Source organism: Nocardia sp. NPDC059154 (assembly GCF_042755705.1).
In the GTDB taxonomy this organism is placed as follows: Bacteria; Actinomycetota; Actinomycetes; order Mycobacteriales; family Mycobacteriaceae; genus Nocardia.
Genome location: NZ_JBHZCS010000014.1, coordinates 84,730 through 101,969, shown reverse-complemented (window position 1 = coordinate 101,969; position 17,240 = coordinate 84,730). Strand labels below are relative to the sequence as shown.

The 17,240-nt window shown below is 61.7% G+C and carries 13 protein-coding genes and 1 tRNA gene; 4 read left to right on the top strand and 10 right to left on the bottom strand.

Annotated features, from left to right (window positions below; all coding sequences use genetic code 11):
• Nucleotides 1-33: 33 nt before the first annotated feature.
• On the bottom strand, nucleotides 34-1,560 hold the full coding sequence (locus ACFXN1_RS15005; RefSeq protein WP_379439698.1) for a flavin-containing monooxygenase: 1,527 nt from the start codon (nucleotides 1,558-1,560) through the stop codon (nucleotides 34-36).
• 113 nt (nucleotides 1,561-1,673) lie between these two features.
• On the opposite strand from ACFXN1_RS15005, the gene ACFXN1_RS15000 reads away from it, so the two are divergent.
• Together ACFXN1_RS15000 and ACFXN1_RS14995 are read left to right on the top strand one after the other, a co-directional pair.
• Complete coding sequence (locus ACFXN1_RS15000; RefSeq protein WP_379439699.1) at nucleotides 1,674-2,912, top strand: PucR family transcriptional regulator; 1,239 nt, start codon at nucleotides 1,674-1,676, stop codon at nucleotides 2,910-2,912.
• 424 nt (nucleotides 2,913-3,336) lie between these two features.
• Nucleotides 3,337-3,945: a hypothetical protein gene (locus tag ACFXN1_RS14995; protein WP_379439700.1), complete on the top strand. Its 609-nt coding sequence runs from the start codon at nucleotides 3,337-3,339 to the stop codon at nucleotides 3,943-3,945.
• 218 nt (nucleotides 3,946-4,163) lie between these two features.
• On the opposite strand, the gene ACFXN1_RS14990 is transcribed toward ACFXN1_RS14995, so the two are convergent.
• From ACFXN1_RS14990 to ACFXN1_RS14965, 6 genes are all read right to left on the bottom strand, one after another.
• Nucleotides 4,164-4,232: transfer RNA gene (locus ACFXN1_RS14990), tRNA-OTHER, on the bottom strand.
• Nucleotides 4,233-4,893: 661 nt separating this feature from the next.
• Nucleotides 4,894-6,006 (bottom strand): S8 family serine peptidase, encoded by a 1,113-nt coding sequence (locus tag ACFXN1_RS14985; RefSeq protein WP_379439701.1) that lies wholly within the window; start codon nucleotides 6,004-6,006, stop codon nucleotides 4,894-4,896.
• Nucleotides 6,007-6,115: 109 nt separating this feature from the next.
• The gene (locus ACFXN1_RS14980) at nucleotides 6,116-6,868 is read right to left on the bottom strand and encodes a hypothetical protein (protein ID WP_379439703.1); all 753 of its coding nucleotides are present in this window, start codon (nucleotides 6,866-6,868) and stop codon (nucleotides 6,116-6,118) included.
• Nucleotides 6,869-7,287: 419 nt separating this feature from the next.
• Nucleotides 7,288-9,138, bottom strand: a complete 1,851-nt coding sequence (locus ACFXN1_RS14975) for an AAA family ATPase (protein WP_379439705.1) — start codon at nucleotides 9,136-9,138, stop codon at nucleotides 7,288-7,290.
• 189 nt (nucleotides 9,139-9,327) lie between these two features.
• On the bottom strand, nucleotides 9,328-10,002 hold the full coding sequence (locus ACFXN1_RS14970; RefSeq protein ID WP_379439706.1) for a hypothetical protein: 675 nt from the start codon (nucleotides 10,000-10,002) through the stop codon (nucleotides 9,328-9,330).
• 84 nt (nucleotides 10,003-10,086) lie between these two features.
• Nucleotides 10,087-10,431, bottom strand: coding sequence for a hypothetical protein (locus tag ACFXN1_RS14965; protein ID WP_379439708.1), 345 nt, complete (start codon nucleotides 10,429-10,431; stop codon nucleotides 10,087-10,089).
• A 209-nt stretch (nucleotides 10,432-10,640) separates the two neighbouring features.
• Here ACFXN1_RS14965 and ACFXN1_RS14960 point away from each other — a divergent pair, with 209 nt between their 5' ends.
• Together ACFXN1_RS14960 and ACFXN1_RS14955 are read left to right on the top strand one after the other, a co-directional pair.
• Nucleotides 10,641-11,417 carry a hypothetical protein gene (locus ACFXN1_RS14960; protein ID WP_379439709.1) on the top strand — a complete coding sequence of 259 codons (777 nt, stop codon included), beginning with the start codon at nucleotides 10,641-10,643 and terminating at the stop codon, nucleotides 11,415-11,417.
• 312 nt (nucleotides 11,418-11,729) lie between these two features.
• The gene (locus tag ACFXN1_RS14955; protein WP_379439711.1) at nucleotides 11,730-12,254 is read left to right on the top strand and encodes a hypothetical protein; all 525 of its coding nucleotides are present in this window, start codon (nucleotides 11,730-11,732) and stop codon (nucleotides 12,252-12,254) included.
• 108 nt (nucleotides 12,255-12,362) lie between these two features.
• On the opposite strand, the gene ACFXN1_RS14950 is transcribed toward ACFXN1_RS14955, so the two are convergent.
• Genes ACFXN1_RS14950 through ACFXN1_RS14940 form a run of 3 tightly spaced genes read right to left on the bottom strand, consistent with a single transcriptional unit; the run spans nucleotide 12,363 to nucleotide 17,183 of the window.
• A complete protein-coding gene (locus tag ACFXN1_RS14950; RefSeq protein WP_379439712.1) occupies nucleotides 12,363-15,284 on the bottom strand; it encodes a Z1 domain-containing protein in 2,922 nt (973 codons plus the stop codon).
• Nucleotides 15,285-15,289: 5 nt separating this feature from the next.
• Nucleotides 15,290-16,447 carry a PD-(D/E)XK motif protein gene (locus ACFXN1_RS14945; RefSeq protein ID WP_379439714.1) on the bottom strand — a complete coding sequence of 386 codons (1,158 nt, stop codon included), beginning with the start codon at nucleotides 16,445-16,447 and terminating at the stop codon, nucleotides 15,290-15,292.
• A gap of 40 nt (nucleotides 16,448-16,487) precedes the next feature.
• The gene (locus tag ACFXN1_RS14940) at nucleotides 16,488-17,183 is read right to left on the bottom strand and encodes an HNH endonuclease (protein WP_379439715.1); all 696 of its coding nucleotides are present in this window, start codon (nucleotides 17,181-17,183) and stop codon (nucleotides 16,488-16,490) included.
• Between the last annotated feature and the right edge of the window lie 57 nt (nucleotides 17,184-17,240).

Genomic DNA, 17,240 nt, shown 5'->3' with positions numbered 1-17,240 from the left:
TGCGCCAGATGTCACCTGCGGACGACCCCGCGCTCATGCGAGCACCGACACAGCGAGCTGAGCTGGACGGCTTACGGCCGGGGTTTCGAAGTGCAGCTCGGGATCGAGGATGCTGCCTTTTCGCAGGATGTGCACGTCCTCCTGGTAGTTCATCGACGTCCGCCACGGCATCCGATCGCCCTGGGTGGGCAGCTGGTCGACCACGCGCTGGATGTAGCCCGCGGCGAAATCGAGGAATGGCCGGGTCGGCATGGTCTTGTCCGCGACCTCGGCGCGCGCGATCCGGTAGCCGTGCTCGTCCATGTGGGCCAGCAGGCGGCAGAAGTGCTCACACAGCAGGCCGATCTTCAATGTCCACGACGAGTTGGTGTAGCCGATGGCGTAGGCCAGATTCGGCACTCCCGACAGCATCAAACCCTTGTACGCCATGGTGTTCGGCAGCTCGATCGAGCGGCCGTCCACGGTCACCGGGATACCGCCGAACGCCTGCACGTTCAGGCCCGTGGCCGTGACGATGATGTCGGCGTCGAGTTCCCGGCCCGAAGCCAGCCGGATACCGGTCTCGGTGAAGGTGTCGATGCGGTCGGTGACCACCGAGGCCTTGCCATCGCGGATGGCGGCGAACAGGTCACCGTCGGGGACGGTGCACAGGCGCTGTTCCCACGGGTTGTACGGCGGATTGAAATGCTCGTCGACCGGATAGCCCTCCGGCAGCTGTTTGGCATTGGCCCACCGGATGAATCGGCGCACCTGGTGCGGGTACTTCTGCGAGAGACTCCAGATGAGCTTCTGCTGGGCGATGTTCTTGCGGCGGGTCCAGGCGTAGCCGCGTTCGTCGCCGAGCAGCCGCTTCATCGCGTTCGCGATCGGGTCCTTCTTCGGCACCGGCAGGATATAGGTGGGGGTGCGTTGCAGCATCGTCACGTGCGCAGCGGAATCCGCCATCGCGGGAATCAGGGTCACCGCGGTCGCGCCGCTGCCGATGACGACGACGCGCTTGCCGGCGTAGTCCAGGTCCTCGGGCCAGTGCTGGGGGTGCACGACCGTGCCCCGGAACCGGTCACGGCCGGTGAACTCGGGGGTGAATCCCTCGTCGTAGCGGTAGTAGCCGGCGGCGGAGAAGATCCAGTCGGCGGTCAGCTCCACCAGTTCGCCGGTGTCGGTGCGCTCCACCTGCAGCGTCCAGCGCGCCTCCGCCGACGACCAGGAACCCGCGATCACCTTGTGGTGGTAGCGGATTGCGTCGTCGAGGCCGTTCTCGGTGGCGGTCTCGCGCAGGTAGGACAGGATACGTTCGCCATCGGCGATCGACTGCTCGTCGCGCCACGGCTTGAACTCGTAGCCGAAGGTGTGCAGGTCCGAGTCCGATCGAATACCCGGGTACCGGAACAGATCCCAGGTGCCGCCCAGGCTGCCGCGGGCCTCCAGGATGGCGAAGCTCTTGTGCGGCAACATGGTTCGCAAGTAGCGGCCCGCACCGATGCCGGAGATTCCGGCGCCGACGATCACGACATCGACGTGTTCAGCGGACGACGTCCCGGAGGTCTGAGGGGGTGTCATAGCGGCTCCTTGTTCCGGCTCCGCATGCCACGCGACGGTGCGGAGACTGGATTCCAGGATCGAATACCGCCGGAGAGTTGCGCCACAGCATAGTGACGCACGATATTGGGATTGTGGTTCAAAATGACGCACGCGGTGCGAGATGGCCCGAGCCCGGTCCGGAAACCGTCGCCCTCATCCGGCAGGCGGCGGAGATCGCGCTGAATCAGCCCGCGGAGTGGCTCGAGGACCTGCACGAGGCCTCCTTGGCGGGCGAGCGTATGCAGCGAATCGCGGACGACCCCGCGCTCGCCGACGCCGTGCGGCGCGCCAACGTCGCGAACGTCGCGCACTGGGCCTGGTGCAATACGCAGCATCCCGGCCGCAGGGTCCCGCCGAACCTCGGACCCGAAGCACTCTCGACAGCAAGGGATCTGGCGCGACGTGGACTGGACGAGGCCTCACTCGAGGCCTACCGCACCACCTACAGCGTCATATGGAACCGCTGCATGGAGGTGTGTTTCGCGCTCACCAACGATCCCCGGCAGCTGCGTGAACTGTTGGAGCTCGCCTCACTGTCGATCTCGACCTTCATCGAGGACACCATCGCCGCCGTCACCGACCAGCTGAAAGCCGAGAAAGCCGACCTCACCCGGGGCACCCACGCCGAACGCCGTGCCACCGTGTCACTGCTGCTCGAAGGCGCGCCGATCCGTATCGCCCAGGCGGAAGCCCAGCTGGGCTACCGGCTGACCGGACCGCACACCGCCGCCACCCTGTGGGCCACGTCCTCCACGGTCAGCGACCAGCTCGAGGCCGCCGCGGAACTGCTCGTGCGGATCAGTGGTGCTGGGCACCGGCTCACGATCGTGGCCGGCGCCGCGGCCTTGTGGCTGTGGCTGCCCGTCGACACCGCACCCGAACTGGCCCCGATCATCGAAGGACTCGATGTCGCACCGGACATCCGCATCGCCATCGGCCGGCCGGGCACCGACCTAGACGGGTTCCGCCGCAGCCACCTCGACGCCCTCGAAACCCAGCGCATGCTCGCCCGCCTCACCTCACACCGGAGAGTCGCCCGACACCAAGACATCCAGCTGGTCGCCGTCCTCACCAACGACCCCATCCGCGCCGACGAATTCATCACGGACACACTGGGCGACCTGGCCGGCGCCGACCCCGAGATAGTGGAAGCGCTCACCACCTACATCGAAGAACAGTGCAGCATCGCCCGCACCGCAGACCGCCTGTACACCCACCGCAGCACCGTGGTCCGCCGCCTGGCCCGAGCCGGCGAACTCCTACCGCGTCCCCTCGGAACCAACACCATTGCCGTCGGCGCAGCCCTCGACGTCCTCCGCTGGACCCGCTGACTGCCCCATGCAGCGGTATCCGACCGCAGATTGCCCCACGAAAAACCTTGGCAGACATGCGTGTTCAAGAGACACCCCAACAGAATTCGGCTCCGATCCCGCCGTCGAGATCGGGATCGCCCTCGTAGCTATCGAGCGCAAACATTTCGCCGACCACTGGGTGCAGGTGCTCGACAAATACCCAGTCGGTTGAAACCCGATTTCGCGTAAGCTGAAAGCGGACGCGCCGTACTGGTCACGCGGCGACCGGAAACTACTCGCATCGAGGTGAAAGAAACATGGCCTCCGATGTTTCGCTACAGCCCAGGTGAACCGGGCGCAGGTAATTCGTTTCGCCAGCAGACGAGAACGCCAGTAGTTTCTGGTTACATCCTGCTCGGGCCGGGCCGCACCCGGAAGTAAGAACAAAGAAGAAAGTACGATCATGCGTAGAGCAACGGCGCTCTTCGCCGCATTACTGTTGGCCATCCTCTTTTCCATCACCTACGCGATAAGCCCGACGGCCCGGGCCGCCGGCTGCCCCGGCGACTGGGCCATCGGAGTCGGCGGCTCAGGCGACCCGTCGGTGTTCGCTCCGTACGTCGATCAGTCCGTCGGGTACAACGCCGCCCTTCCGGTGTCGGCCTTGAACGAAATCGACCGGCTCTTCTGGTCACACCGCACAGAATGTCCGCGCGATCACATCCGTTTGATCGGGCACAGTGAAGGTGCGGGCATACTCCACGCCTGGGTCACCGCCCACCAAGATGTCGGCAATGCGAACGCCATCCTGCTATCGGATCCCAAACGCGCTCCGGGACCCGGTTCGGGTGGACTGTCCTCGACTCCCGGGAATTGGCTCATCGGTTATCCGCTGGCGGGTGTCGACGATTGGTTCGGCAACATCCCGGTGCTCACCGTCTGCAACCACGACGACGAAATCTGTGACACATCGGCTGGTTGGTTGGGCTACGTGTTCGCGGGCGCGCATGATCGCTACGATTTCAACGTCTGGGACTACGGCGATTGGAATTCCGGCGTCTGGTATCGATAGTCGATGATTTGAGGTATCAGAATCGGCAGATGTATCCAGGGGCTTATGTGGAAAGAAATTCGCAATGCAGCAGATCTAATTGATTCCAGCGGCCATCGGCCCACAACGCGGCGCTCCGCGGGGACAAGTCCTGCGCCCCGAAGGGAACAACCTGTTGCAGGGCAAGGGTTCTCAGCGACGATGCAAGGAACAGCGATCGCCTGAGAGGCTTTCGAAGGTGGGCGCAGAGGGGATCGAACCCCCGACCGCTGGTGTGTAAAACCAGTTCGGCCTGTGCAACTGCACCCACCGGCCGACCAACATTTACCCCGACGGATATCCCCGCACTACAACGTCATACGATGCAATGCGCTGGGACTCAAACAGACATAGAAACCCGTGCCAGGACAGGTGTCTGCCCCACGTTCAGCCCCACGGAGTTACAGGCTTGCCCCACGACTCTACAAGCCCAATAGCGGAGCGAAATTGAGATGCGCAAAGCCTCAATGGGACAACACCCGCACCCCCCCCGAGTGATCGCCTGCCTACTCCTCGCTGACCGTGCGCAGTTTCGGAGCGCGCTGTGAATACCACTGACACGCCTCCAGCGCCCCGCGCCGGTTGCCTGTCACAACCACGAATGAGACGAGCCCAAGTCATGCGCCCTCCCGGGTCCGCGCCCAAACGTGCAGCAACCCCGGGATGGTGCCACCAAGGTCCAACCCGCCGGCGCGGACGCGCATCGGAAGCTCGATAGCGCTGGCACTGGAAGGATGGGCTTGGGATGGCCAAGGCCAGCTCGACTGTGACCGCCTGCGGTGGATCGACCACGCGCCGGGAGCGGTGGATCGAACTCGACAGACCATGATTCGAACATAGTTTCGAATCTTTACCGCTACTCTGGCGCAGCGACCGACCACTGATCTACACCGCCGCTGGGCTGCCTGGCGACGAACGACGCTTTCGAGATCACGGGAGTTTCACCACGTTGGCTCTCGAGATTGTTCCGTGAGTGGCGAGCGCACTGCTTACTCGGTGAGCATCTACGGTCGAGAAGCGCGTCATAGCTGTCGCATAGAGGGCGGCGGCGTAGGCAGTCGCGAACGATGTGCCGCAGTAGCTGCCGCCAGACTTGGACGCTGCGACGTCCTCACCGGGTGCCGCGATGACGTCGAGACTGCCGGTGGCGTCCCAGTTCGACAGGTTCGCGAGTGTTTTGCATCGGACGTCCAGGGCAGTGACAGGAACAGCACCTGAATACCGTGCCGGTGGCGCGATGCTTGGCTTGCCACCGTTACCGGCCGCAACGAGGATCGCGCGGCGACCCTCGGCGGCCCATTTGAGAAGTGCCGCGAACACTTCCGATCGTGCCGCGGCGCGCGTCATTCCACAGGTGACGCATGCCGTGTTGGTGCCAAGGCTCTGGCGATACGCCAACGTGATGACATTCGCACCAGAAAGCACTGCCCGCGTAAGCGCGTGGAGTATATCCCATTCAGTACTGTCATCACCCGCCATGCGAATCGGCTGAATGTTCGCGGCAGGTACGGCGGACGCGATGAGCGCTGTGACGAGCGTTCCGTGGCCTTGCGTCGATGCGTCGCCGGGTATGAGATCGAGGCCTTTTCCGACGGGCACCGGCGTGGGTGCTCCTTGCCAGAAGGTTGCGTCGAAACCATTGTCAAGAACCGCGATATTGATTCCGGCGCCGTCATTGGGTTTTTGGTTCACCAGGCCCAGGTGGACGAGATATGCGGCATTGTTGCTGCTGATCGTAAAAGGGTTGGGTACCTTCTCGGGTACCCCGGTGGCGTCGTACCGCCAATTCGGTGAAGCGGCCAGCCGGAACGGCGAGGTAGCGATCTCAGTCAGCCTGCGACCCGGTTGATCGAGTATCAAGTCATAGAAGGTCTGGCGCAGTTCGTCGGCATAAAGCAACTCGGTCCCGATCGGCACATCATGGAGTTCCACCACGAAGGGCAGCAGCACTCGTGATTGGCCGCTTGAGTACGGCGACGGGACGGACTCGGTGCCATCCGGCCACACTTCGGGTGGCACTTGGTTGAGGTCGAGCTGTCTCACAGAGCGAGCCCCGAATCGCCCCGAAACCATTTCGATCGCCTGGTAGGCGATTTGTGTGGTTGGCCACCGATCATCTGGTCGCAGAACTACGACCTGCCCGGCGGCTAATTCACACATTATAGAAGATGTCGTCGGTTACCGCGTCGGGCTCATAGTCGGAATCTGCCTGCAACTGACCGCTGATCGTCCCCTTCCAATCACGTTTCACCAGAGCGCATTTAAACAATGGAGTCGCTGCCTTGCATAAGCACACGAAACCGTCACCCTTCCAGCCCGAGATACCGAGTTTCAGTTGCGGGTCTGCGAGCCTGATACCCGCCATGTCGAAGGGCAATTTCACGGAAGAGTTGAGCTGAAGACTCGATGAATTCTTCGACGAGATGAGGATGGTCGCAGAGCTGGCATCGATTACCTCAGTGACCAGTGCCCAAGAGCGATCCCACCACCCATCGTCGGCGGCTGATGTGATCCACCGTCTTGCAATCTCGACCTCCTGATACCGGTGATGCCGCGCTCCGAGGAAGTCAAGGACGAAGCCTCCGGCCTGAGTAAACGACACATCAATCGATGCAGAGACACTCACCCCACCAGGCCCGGTCATCCCCGCGCCCGCGTTCGCGCTTGCCATGCAGCTTGACGCGGCGAAATACGTTGGGTGGCCGTCGGCTTTCGCGGTCTTCACGGGCAGACCGTCGCCCCATCCAGGCCACGCCCGGGTGCTACCCAGCCAGGCGTGCATATATCCCCCACGACCAACCTGGATATAGTCGCCAACGGCGAGCGAAATCCACGGCGGATACGCTCCAAACCAGCCAGTCGTTTTCCGCACCAACTCGGCGTACTTCCGTGCTACCTCGGTCATAGTGCCCTCCGCACTAATCGGGACGTTCGATGAAAGTCAAGAGAGCAGGCCCAGCCATCACGCTGAAGAAAGACAAGCTTACCGAAGCCTCGTCTTCGGAGGTGGGCAACTCGCGGGCGGCAGTTCGGTGCGGTAGCAGTCCCAGCAGATCGCTCCCTCCTCGCGACGGACGCCGAGCGCTTTCATTTCGTTGCAGCGGGCGTAAACACGCGCGCGGTGCTCGCAGCAGCGCTTCGGCTCGCCCTGCGGACATCGCCGGTCCTTACAACGCGACTACTCCGGCGTAAGGTACCCGGAACGCCGAGCGCGGATCGTAGCGCAAACCTGCACTCGGACGTACTGGCTGTTGCTTCCATCCGGTGTCGACTTTGACTCATGACAGACTGCTCGACGGAGCAGCTGCCTTTATCCTCGACACGCTACGCGCTTCTTTCCTGGCTTTCGGCGTGCGAGTTGTTACCGTCGCTTTCGGCGTGCGAGTTGTTACCGTCGTCTCCGGACAAGATGCGGCCTATGCGGGCCAAGATCGGCTCGAAATCAGCGAACGTATTAGCGTCTGCCCCGTCTCCGCATAGACTGTTGCAGAGCTGCATCTTCCTGAGCTCATAGCGCGTCGTCTCTCTACCGTAATCGCCACCAACTTTGATCTCTTTGTAGAATTCATCCGCGAAGACCGAGTCGGGCAACATATTCTCAATCCCTTTCTTCACGTTGCGATCATTCGATTTAGGCAAGGCGATTATATGCAGGTTTCCTACCTGCTCATCATTCTTATTTGCATCGCAGTCATAAACTGCGACGATCTTCTTCGCGACAATCTCTGGATTCGCTTTGAGGAAGTTTATAGCAGAATTGAGCGCATTATCGCCGGTGTTTCTTCCTCCCTTTCCTCCATTGGAATCACCGATCCACGAGAAGAGGTCCGCTAGATGATCGTATCCCAGTACCTGTGCAGCTGTACGGAAGTAGATCAGATCAGTCTCTCCGGCAAGCAGAATCGCGGGTCTCTCGTTGGCCATCACACGGTCTTTGACCGCATCTGCAAATGCTTGCGTTTCGCGAAGAGCGACCAGGGCTAGCTCGAATTCTTGATACCCCTCGGCATGCATAGCGCGACCCGACGGCATTTCGATTAGCCTAACGCCGGCAGGAGAGAAGGCTTTCTCCATCCCGAGAGCGAATAACGGAGAGTGGCTCGATAGAATGAACTGCACGTCGGGGAATAACCGGATCAGTTCGGGCAGGGCCTTCATTTGTAGGTCAATATGCATGTGAGCATCAAGCTCGTCGATTACGACGATCCCTCGCATATTGTTGGCCGCGTCACCATATCGCAAGATGGTTCCGAAGATGGCCAATAGCGTTGATTGCCCTCCGGACAGGCCATCGAGGCTTGTGACCAGAGCCTTCCCCTCTGATTCAACCCCTACCTTTCTCGGGTTCTTCCTTCCCGCCCAATAGAATTTCGCCGAAGGGTCATCCAGAATTATTTGTATTATCTTATTGGCCCAGTACAATGCTTCCTGCGTCGCACTATACTGCGCGGCGTCCAGAACCACATTCACCTGCGATTGTTCGTCTGTCGTAAACTCAGATACGATTACCGGTAGCCTGGATTCGGTGATAGCTGCAAGCAGCCATTGTACGAACGCGTCGACTCCGCGTTCCACGAAAAGCGGTCGGTCGAGAATCGAACTGTATTTATCCTTATCTGCGAAAGAATCCTCCGGCAGCGCGCCGCGATTGAACCAGAAAGGATGCTCTGATCTACTGGAGGGAAAGAATGCGTAAACTCCGGTTCCGAAGATTTCAAGCGCCTCTTGCTCCCTAAGATCGAATCGCTTACTGCTTGTTCCCAATGTCCAGGTTGCTGCCCCGGCAAGGGTTTCGGGAAGTTCCTTAATGATCATACTCGGATTGACTTGATCGGTCGCTTCGTGATGGAAGTACGAAGTGCCTTCGTGGTCGAATCGAAATACCGAATAACTGCCCGACTCTTCATAGCTTATGGTCTTGCCGCCCAAGACTCGGAAATATTTACGCGACCGACTTGATCCGGTCAAGATATCTTGATAGCCAGCTTCGGCACCTTCCATAAGCGCATCTGCAATTAATGACAGGAGGTTGGTCTTCCCGGTACCGTTGCGCCCGACGATTACATGGGGAATCGGGTTGCCGGATTCGTTGAATGTGAAGTTTAGATGCACATTCCTTATCGGTCCGTTGTTCCGTATAAGGAGTTCATGCAAATGCAACTTTCCTCCTGGCATGCAGAGCAGGGTATGTTAGGTAGGGCTTTGTCGACGACCAACACTACCGGCAAAGCACACGGGGAATTTCGGAACCTCAAGTTTCGTAGTTGGCAGCTGCCCTATCAGAGGCGCAACTGGTCTAACGGGACTGCGCACTCTCACCTCAGGGCGAGCAACACCCGCCCTCACCCCACTTTTGAAACACGCCTAGACCCACCCGGTGACCGCGGCGAGGACCAGGACGAGCGCCACGAACAGCAGGATCTTGAGGTAGTGGCCGCGTGCGGCGAAGGCCGCGGCAACCTCGCGCAGCTGGTTCTCTCGCTCGGTCAACTGCCGTCGGGCATCGCCTAGGTCAGTAACAGCCTGTCTCTCCATGGCGCTGATCTCGGTGATGCGGCGGGTCGCGCTGCTGATGGATTCGCTGAGGCTGTCGCGCTCCCCGGCAGCGGCGTCGCGTTCGGCTGTGCGGGCCTCGAGGTCGCGCTCGTGGCGGGCGTTGGCGTCCTCGAGCGCCTTGATCTGGCTGCCCTGGACGCGGATCGCCTTGGCTTGGTTGGCGACTCGGGTGTCGGCGGTCTTGAGGTCGCGGCGCAGGGCGGCGATGTCGTCGGCCTGTTCCCTGGTGTACTTCGTCCAGTCGACCATGGTGGCCCACCCTGCCTTCTCGGTATCTCGATATCCCCACGCCAGTTCGCCGTCGATCCAGGCGTCGAAGAAGGAGCGGATCGCGATCGGCTCGACCCCGAGCACCGCGCGCCGCGAATGCCGTAGGTGCCCGGTGTGGGCGAAGTAGTGCCCGCCGGCGGTCGGGGTGAAGCTCTTGACCCCGAGCGCGGGCAGTTTCTCCACCCAGCTGCACGAGCGGGTCAGCCACACCACCTCGGCGCCGGTGGCATCGCGGTGGTGTTCGGTGCGCGCGGGCGTCCTCGAAACTCAGTGACGACCATTGGATTATGAGATCAATCACTGTCGGCTCTGTGCAGGCCAGCAAAGTACCTGCACGTCATGGAGCCTTTTTCCATAGTCTATTGGTCTAAAGCCTCCTACGGCGCGCCCGATGCGGAGCGAGTCAGAAAGGCTGTTCGTCGGGCTTCGGAGGTTGCCCGGGAGCGCGACGATGGTGGAGCTGCTCGTCCACCTCGGCTTCGAGAAGGTAGTCGAGGACCGCCCCGATCTGGTCTTCCAGCTCGAGGGCGTGCCGTTCCAGCTCGGTGGTGTCCGCGTCGGATTGCCGGACAGAACCTTGTCCATCTGGCTGTATATCTCAGCGAGCTCGGTTCGCAGCGGCTCGAGCTTGTCCTCGGCCATGGCATACAGCCTAGGCGGTGTCGCCCATCTCGCGAGCAAAGCGCACCGTTCGACGGCAGGGTCCCACAGCCCGAGTTCCTTTCGCCAGCGACGCTCACACCTACGAATGGCCGGGTCACAATAGATGAGGATGAGGACGGATCCGCAGACGAGCCATACCCCACCGCGGCGAGACGCTGTCGCCCGAGTCTGGCTCATCAGGATGCGTTGTGATCATGCATATTTCGACGTCGCATGCATCGCGGCAGATCCGCCGGGATATGGGGCTGTCCGCAACTGTCCTGAGCGGCGTTGTGAGGCACCAATTGCCGCAGCCGGATGTCGGCGAGCGGGGTCATACTGCCACTGCCGTAGGGGATTTCGACGGAAGGAGAATCATGAGCACAGACAGACAACGTGACATGATGGCCGCCGCGGTCGGGCTACAGGACTGGCAAGCCGAGTACGCCGAGCATCTGGATATGCTGCCTGCCCGGGCTGTTGCGGGCGGCTGGTCGACCACTCAGCTGGCGCAGATCCGCAGCCTTGTTCCCGCGATCGTTGAGCGGATCGGGACGGAGCGACCGTTAGGTGCTCACCGCTGCGCGACACGGCTGGGGACCCGGCTCATGATCGGGGTAGCCGATGACGATGTTCGGGTGTTGTACGAGCTCGGGCACCTCGAGATAGTCGGCACTTACTCGCCGCCGGATGAGCACTTGGATCACGCACTGTTCGCGCTCCACAAGCTCGACGCCTTGTCCAGATCCGTTGTAGATCCGGTGATTCAGGCGCGTCTGCTCGGCACCACCGCGACCCTGTCCGAGACGCAAGCGTGTGCCGAGTTGGGTTGGCCCGGCGGGACGCTTATAGTCGCGGTCCTTCTGAATCGGATCCGGCCGAACGCGGTCGGCCGGTTCACCCGCGACGCTGTAGCCGCTCTCGCCATCGATGCCGAGTTCCAGCAAATGCTCGATCAGATTCGCCCAACACAAAACGATCAGTAATCCAGCGCACCAACCGATCTCATCGGCGAACACCTGCGGTTGATGCCGTTGCTGTCCGACAGGATCGATACATCGGCTGATCGATTTGTGATTGTCGCGCCGCCGAGCAGGCTCGCAGAATGGCGGGTACTCAACGAGCGCGGGGGAAGATCATATGGTGGAACGCGGCGGCTTCTGGTTCGCCGGACAAAGGCGCACACCCAACCCGACACCGGCCGAACAGGTCACGGCCCAACCTGGTGTGCCGCAACCCGATCCGCCAGAACCGACACCCGAGACCGCCACGAAGCGTCACTGGGGAAAACCGCGACCGTGTCGATCGCGGTGTGCGGGCTGTTCGCGTCTATCGGCTCCTGTGTGGCCGGGTGGGAAGCATGGCGCACCTCCCGAGCGGCCGAACGGATCGCTCGAGCCCAATTCGATGTCGGTGGTGGACAGATCACCATCGGGCCGAACCTCTGGGGCGACGCGAGCCCCTGCACTGGAGGGAAGTCGGTGTTCCCGATCGAGGTTGAGGTCCACAACACTGGCCGCCTCGCGACACAGGTGCGGCTGGTCGTGAAGGTCGATGTCAGTGGACCGGATGGAGACAGTGGAACCTTCGGCTCGGACCAGGTCGCCGGCGCGTTTTTCAACGATGCGGCGGCTGTTCCAGCGTTGTCGACCAGCATGGTTACTGTCCAGATGTCGTGCGAGCTGATCACCTACATCGACCGGCGGACCACCATCCGGTACGACACCGGCGGGGGCCCAGTCCAATCGTTGCCGATGCCGGACGAGTCCCTGCGAATCTTCTGCCCGGTCCCAGAGAAAGGGTCATATCAGAGGCAGTGCTGACCTCACAGCGGCAGTGCCAGCGGCACCAACCTCATGAGATGGCACACCTAGCGCTGGGCGCGCGAGGATTCGACATCGACCGACCGGGCTCGGCACGACGCCTGGGAGTCAAAGACCGACGATGTCCGTCGAGGGCGGTCGTCGTGCGGGACCTACCCAAGTGATGACCCCGCCCTTGCGAGGCCTTGCCGACCGCGGAATGGTCAGCGAAAGCAATGGGACGATGTCATCGTGGATCAGCCGGCCGCTTTTGTCGCCGGGCTTACCCGGGCGGTCGTCCACCAGGTAGGTGAGCACAACGCCTCGTCCCTCCGCCTCAGGGAGGCTGGCGATGCCTGCTTCGCCTCGTGCAATCGGAGCTATCGCAGCTCGGTGCTTTGCGTCCGAGCCGGTGAAGCCGATACGCCTGGGGCGTCGTGAGCGAGTGATGATCGGAGCCGGTCGGTCCAGTTCCTCGAAGGCAACCTTCTCTACGAAGGTCGCCGGTTGCGGCCACACGACCGCCCACTCTGCGATCCGGCCACGGGTAGTCGCATCCAGCAAAAAGCGATTCAGCCGCTCGATCTCATCGTAGTAATTGTCGTGCCACTGGAACGTGTCGAAGAGTCGGAGAAAGTCGTCGGCACCTATGGTTCCGACTTTGGCGGTCACCTGTCCTGTGCCGAGATCCGGACTCGCATAGGGCAAGCGGACTTCATGCGTCGCGGTCGCGAGCAGAGGGATGCCGACGTCGAAGAGGTTGGTCTTGTTCGCATCAGCGCCCCGTTCCGGCAGGCCGTAGCAATCCTTGAATCCGCCGGGCGGAGCCTCGAAGTAGATGACCGCGTTCCTCATCTTGGGTCGACTCGTCGGTTTCAACCGAAGGCGGTGCTGGTCGACCAGGAGCGGGATGTGCTCTGGCTCGATGATCGGGAGGCCGTCTTCGCCCAATCCGCCCAGGTTGCGGATTCGTTCGCGGAAGGCTTCCTCGTCGATGAGCAGTGCCTCGAAATCCTCGTACACCTCAGTATCGATGTAGAGACGGACAAGATCCTGATACCCGCTTCGAAAACCGAACCACCGGCCCGCCTGCATGAGAGTGTCGCTTTGGTTCGTTCTGCGTCGGAAGTAGGAAACCGTGAGCCCTTCCACAGTGAAGCCGCGGCTGAGCTGCGTTCCACCGACCAGGATTCGCCACACCTCGCCGGTCGCGAAGTTCAGTTTCTTCTGTTGCTTCTGGACGGCGTCGTCCGAGTTGACGATCAGAAGGGGATTGCCAGGTATTTGAATGAGCGCTGTGTGAAGGAACGGTTCGAGTTCGTCGAAGTCGACCGGCACGACGTGCCCGGCCGCGCGAGCCTCCATCACCCTCAGGTGATCTCGCTCGTAAAGAGCCCTCAGCCGTGCAGACGCGTCCGCCGAGCCGTAATCGTTTGCGTTCCACGCGGTGCGCACGTTCCTCGCGATGGTGGAATGCACAGCCGTGCTCGTCGATTCGTGTACCAGCATCGTGTGGTGGCGGAACACTGCCCGTGCCTTGTCGGTTGTGGCCTTTGACTTTCTGAACAGCTTTATCGCCCCGCTGAGGACCCATGCGTCGAGTGCCTCACGCAAGTCCTGCCGGCCCAGAGACTGGCCCTCTTTGGGCAATCGCACGTGCGCCTTCTTGTTCGAGTTGGCGAAGGTCCGCTCCTGGCCGTCTGCGTCCTCGTCGATGTCGTGGAATTCCTGAAGGCCCATGTAACCGTCTGGGCGATCCAGCGACAGCACGAAGTCAGAAGGGAAGATGTCGTGGGAGTCGTTCGGATCGATGAACACCGATGCGAAAGGCGTTGCGGTATAGCCGATGTACTGCGCGCGGGGGCAGATTTCGAGCAGGCCCGTTATCAGCTCGTTGATCCTTGTCCGCTTGCCCTCCTCCGGGTTCGTATCGATGGAGGCTTGGTCCGATTCGTCGTCGATGATCAACATAGGGAGGTCGGCCAGGTCGCCCGGTATCCGTTTGATGCCTTCGATCAATTGGCTCAACGGCGCAGGGTTCTTCTTGATCACCGCTACGTAGGCGTCGGCGCGAAACAGGTTGCCGGGGTGATTGAGCCGCTCCTTTTTGTGGACCTTGTGGAACTTGAACTGCGTCGATCCTGTCAGGGGCAGTTTGTAGTCGCTGACGTAGGTGGTCACACGATCGATGTACGACACGTTCTCGTCCTCAAGAGCAGTGCCGTGCCGAAGGAACCGATCCCCCTTCCAGTCGTCGTCGGTGCTGTATTCGATGCTGGTGCGCGGATACCGCGGCTCCGGACTTCGGATACCGAGGATGTTCTCGACCCCGATGAGCTCCATGTCGATCCGCCGTTGAGTCTGTGCGCGCAGGATCTCGACCGTACCTGTAAGGACGATGATCAGCGGGTAGCCCACATCGATCGCCTTGGCTATGACTCCGTTGAAATGGGCCGTCTTTCCGCTTTGGACGTAGCCGACGACGAGCCCCTTAGTCTGTTCGCCCCTCGTACTGGTGGGGTCGCTGAGATGCGCGATCACTTCCGTGGTGGCTTGGTCGAGCGCGGCGATGGCGTTGTCCGGCCACTCCTTGGTGGAGCGCAGATACCGCTCGTACCCGTCCCAGTAGACGCTCTTTCGTATGTGGCGGACCGCATGAAACCACGGTTCGCACTGTTTGGAGATGGTCGTGAAGTGTTTGGGATATACGGGGATCTTGCCCTCGATGACGCTCGCCAAGGCGTCGTCCAGGTCCAAGGCGGCATAGACGGACTGCCTGCGCTCCCTCGAATGCGAGGCCGTTCGCTCGCTTGCGGTGCCCAACAGCGCATCATCGTCGATGTTGTCCCAATGGATGAACGCTTGTCGCAGTCGAACGAGGGCGGGCTCGTTCACCTCAGCATTCCGGATGAACGACGCGACCACTTCAGCGGTTACTTCCGTTCCGGAGAGGTTCGCCAGGAGCGGCACGAGTGGCCGGGGACCGCTGCCTAACATTATGTTCAGCAGCTGCTCGAACACGTTTGCCCAGTTCTGGTTTGGGTGGCCCATGCGGTCTAGCGCTCCTTCGATTCGACGAACCCGCTGAGCGGCGCGGGCAGGGAATTGGGCGGCAGGTCGGTCAGGTCCACTCGATAGGTCACATCCGAGACGAGCTGGAAGTTCGGTACGACCGGCGCTATCAATGCGGAAGTCATGGCGGGGAAGTCCGTCCCCACCAGGTAAGCCCGCGGCTCGTTGCGGAGCGTCCACGACGACTGGTACAGATCGGCTTCGTCGGCTCTCCACCCGAGCTGGTAGAGATGGTGGTCGATTCTGGCGGCGTATCCGCCAGCAAGACTTCGAACGTTCGATATCAGGGCTGGCAGAGTCCGCCCTACAGGCGAGGGGGCGCGGGTGATCTGAATCGAGATGACGCTGAGCGGAATCTCGCGGGTGGGGACGAGCTGCGTAAGGTTTCCGATGAGGTGTCGGCGTCGCTCGCCGGTAGTGGTCTTGACCTCGCAATGGATGTGATCGAAAACGAAGTCGTGCTCCTCGGACATCGGGCCTTGCCAAGCGTCGACCGCGGCACCGTCGCCGATCGTGCGAATGAGGTGTTCGAGAGCGAGCAGCTCACCGAACAGTCCGATCTCGACCTCGACGGTCAGGCCGCTACGACCGGCAATCAGGTCCTTGTGCCTGGTCACGGCCTGGGGCACAGCGGAGGCGAGCGGTGTCTTGTTGACTTGCAGGTCATCGGCTATCGCTGTTAGCAGCCCGTACGCCCCGTGCACGTCGTCGTCAACTTGGACGACGACGGCAGCATGGTCGCCCTCGTCGTCGCGAACGACACGAAAGTCGATGTTCTTGAACTTGGCTAAATCCGGTGCCGGAGGCCGGTACTCGGTGATGAGGGCGATCTGTCCGAGGCTCTGATCCAGCCGGAGCTGGCACGGAGGGCTCCCCTCGATCGGCAATACGAGCGGAGAGCCTCCTTTCCAGAATCTGTCCAGGTTGGACAGAGTGAGATGTCGTGCATCGCGGGATGATTCGACGACGGGCCGGATCGCCGGCGCTCTGTACTGCCTGCTCTGCGCAGGCACATTGTCGGTCGATACGGGAGTCGCTGATCTCCCGATGTGCTTGTCCTGCTTCAAGTCAACCCCTGCCTGCACCCTGTTCGGGAATCGATCTGCGCCCGAAGCACCGCCATTCGACCTGCCGACGTTCATGCTCGACGCCTTGCGTCCATATCGTCGAGCACGAGACCGGTCAGGCGCGGTTCGCGTCGATCAGCGCGCGTAGGTCATCGGGCGTGAGCCATGGTGATCCGCGGTGGATCATCCGATGGCAGTTGGCGCACAACAGGATCAGATCGTCCAGTTTGGTCGTCGTGTCGCCTGATACATGAAGCGGCGTGACATGGTGGCATTCGGTGAACTGCGCCCCTCGGCTGCCGTACACCTTCTCGAAGTCGAACAGGCAGATCTCGCAGAACACGCGATCGTGGCGCGCGAGGAATTCGGCGATCTTCTTCTTCCGGAGTGGCCTGTCACGTTCGCGCGCATAGTGCCAGCGCCGCAGGAGACGGCCTTCGCGCGCCTCAGCGCCGCCGGCCTCGTCGTCCGCCGCCTCTTCCGTGTCCTCGTCGATCTGCGGAACCGGCAGCTGCTTGAGTTCGCCTGCCAGCACGGCGGCCCGAAGGGCGGTCGCAACGGCCTGCATGTGATCGGGATCCTCCAGGAAGTTCTGGAGGACCATCCGGTCTGTCACACCGCCGTTGGTCGGGCGTCCGCGATAGTCAGGATGCTGCGATGCGATGTCCGCGGTCTTGCGGGCGACTCCGTTCGGGTTGCGGAAGGTGTCGCTGCGAAGGTCGTGGGGGTGGATCGGGAGGTGCTGCAGCACACCGGATAGTTCGATCACTCGCTCGTCGGAGTCCTCAAGCTGCCGCCAGTTGTTCTGCATGACCAGATCGCACGCCAGGATCACCTCGTCGCGAGCCCAATCCGGCGATCTCCGCGG

What these genes read in the sequence shown, in the direction of transcription:
- ACFXN1_RS14945 (WP_379439714.1), bottom strand. Translation starts at nt 16,447, where the DNA reads ATGAACGTCGGCAGGTCGAATGGCGGTGCTTCGGGCGCAGATCGATTC.
- ACFXN1_RS14980 (WP_379439703.1), bottom strand. Translation starts at nt 6,868, where the DNA reads ATGACCGAGGTAGCACGGAAGTACGCCGAGTTGGTGCGGAAAACGACT.
- ACFXN1_RS14995 (WP_379439700.1), top strand. Translation starts at nt 3,337, where the DNA reads ATGCGTAGAGCAACGGCGCTCTTCGCCGCATTACTGTTGGCCATCCTC.
- ACFXN1_RS14940 (WP_379439715.1), bottom strand. Translation starts at nt 17,183, where the DNA reads ATGCAGAACAACTGGCGGCAGCTTGAGGACTCCGACGAGCGAGTGATC.
- ACFXN1_RS15005 (WP_379439698.1), bottom strand. Translation starts at nt 1,560, where the DNA reads ATGACACCCCCTCAGACCTCCGGGACGTCGTCCGCTGAACACGTCGAT.
- ACFXN1_RS14950 (WP_379439712.1), bottom strand. Translation starts at nt 15,284, where the DNA reads ATGGGCCACCCAAACCAGAACTGGGCAAACGTGTTCGAGCAGCTGCTG.
- ACFXN1_RS14965 (WP_379439708.1), bottom strand. Translation starts at nt 10,431, where the DNA reads ATGGCCGAGGACAAGCTCGAGCCGCTGCGAACCGAGCTCGCTGAGATA.
- ACFXN1_RS14975 (WP_379439705.1), bottom strand. Translation starts at nt 9,138, where the DNA reads ATGCCAGGAGGAAAGTTGCATTTGCATGAACTCCTTATACGGAACAAC.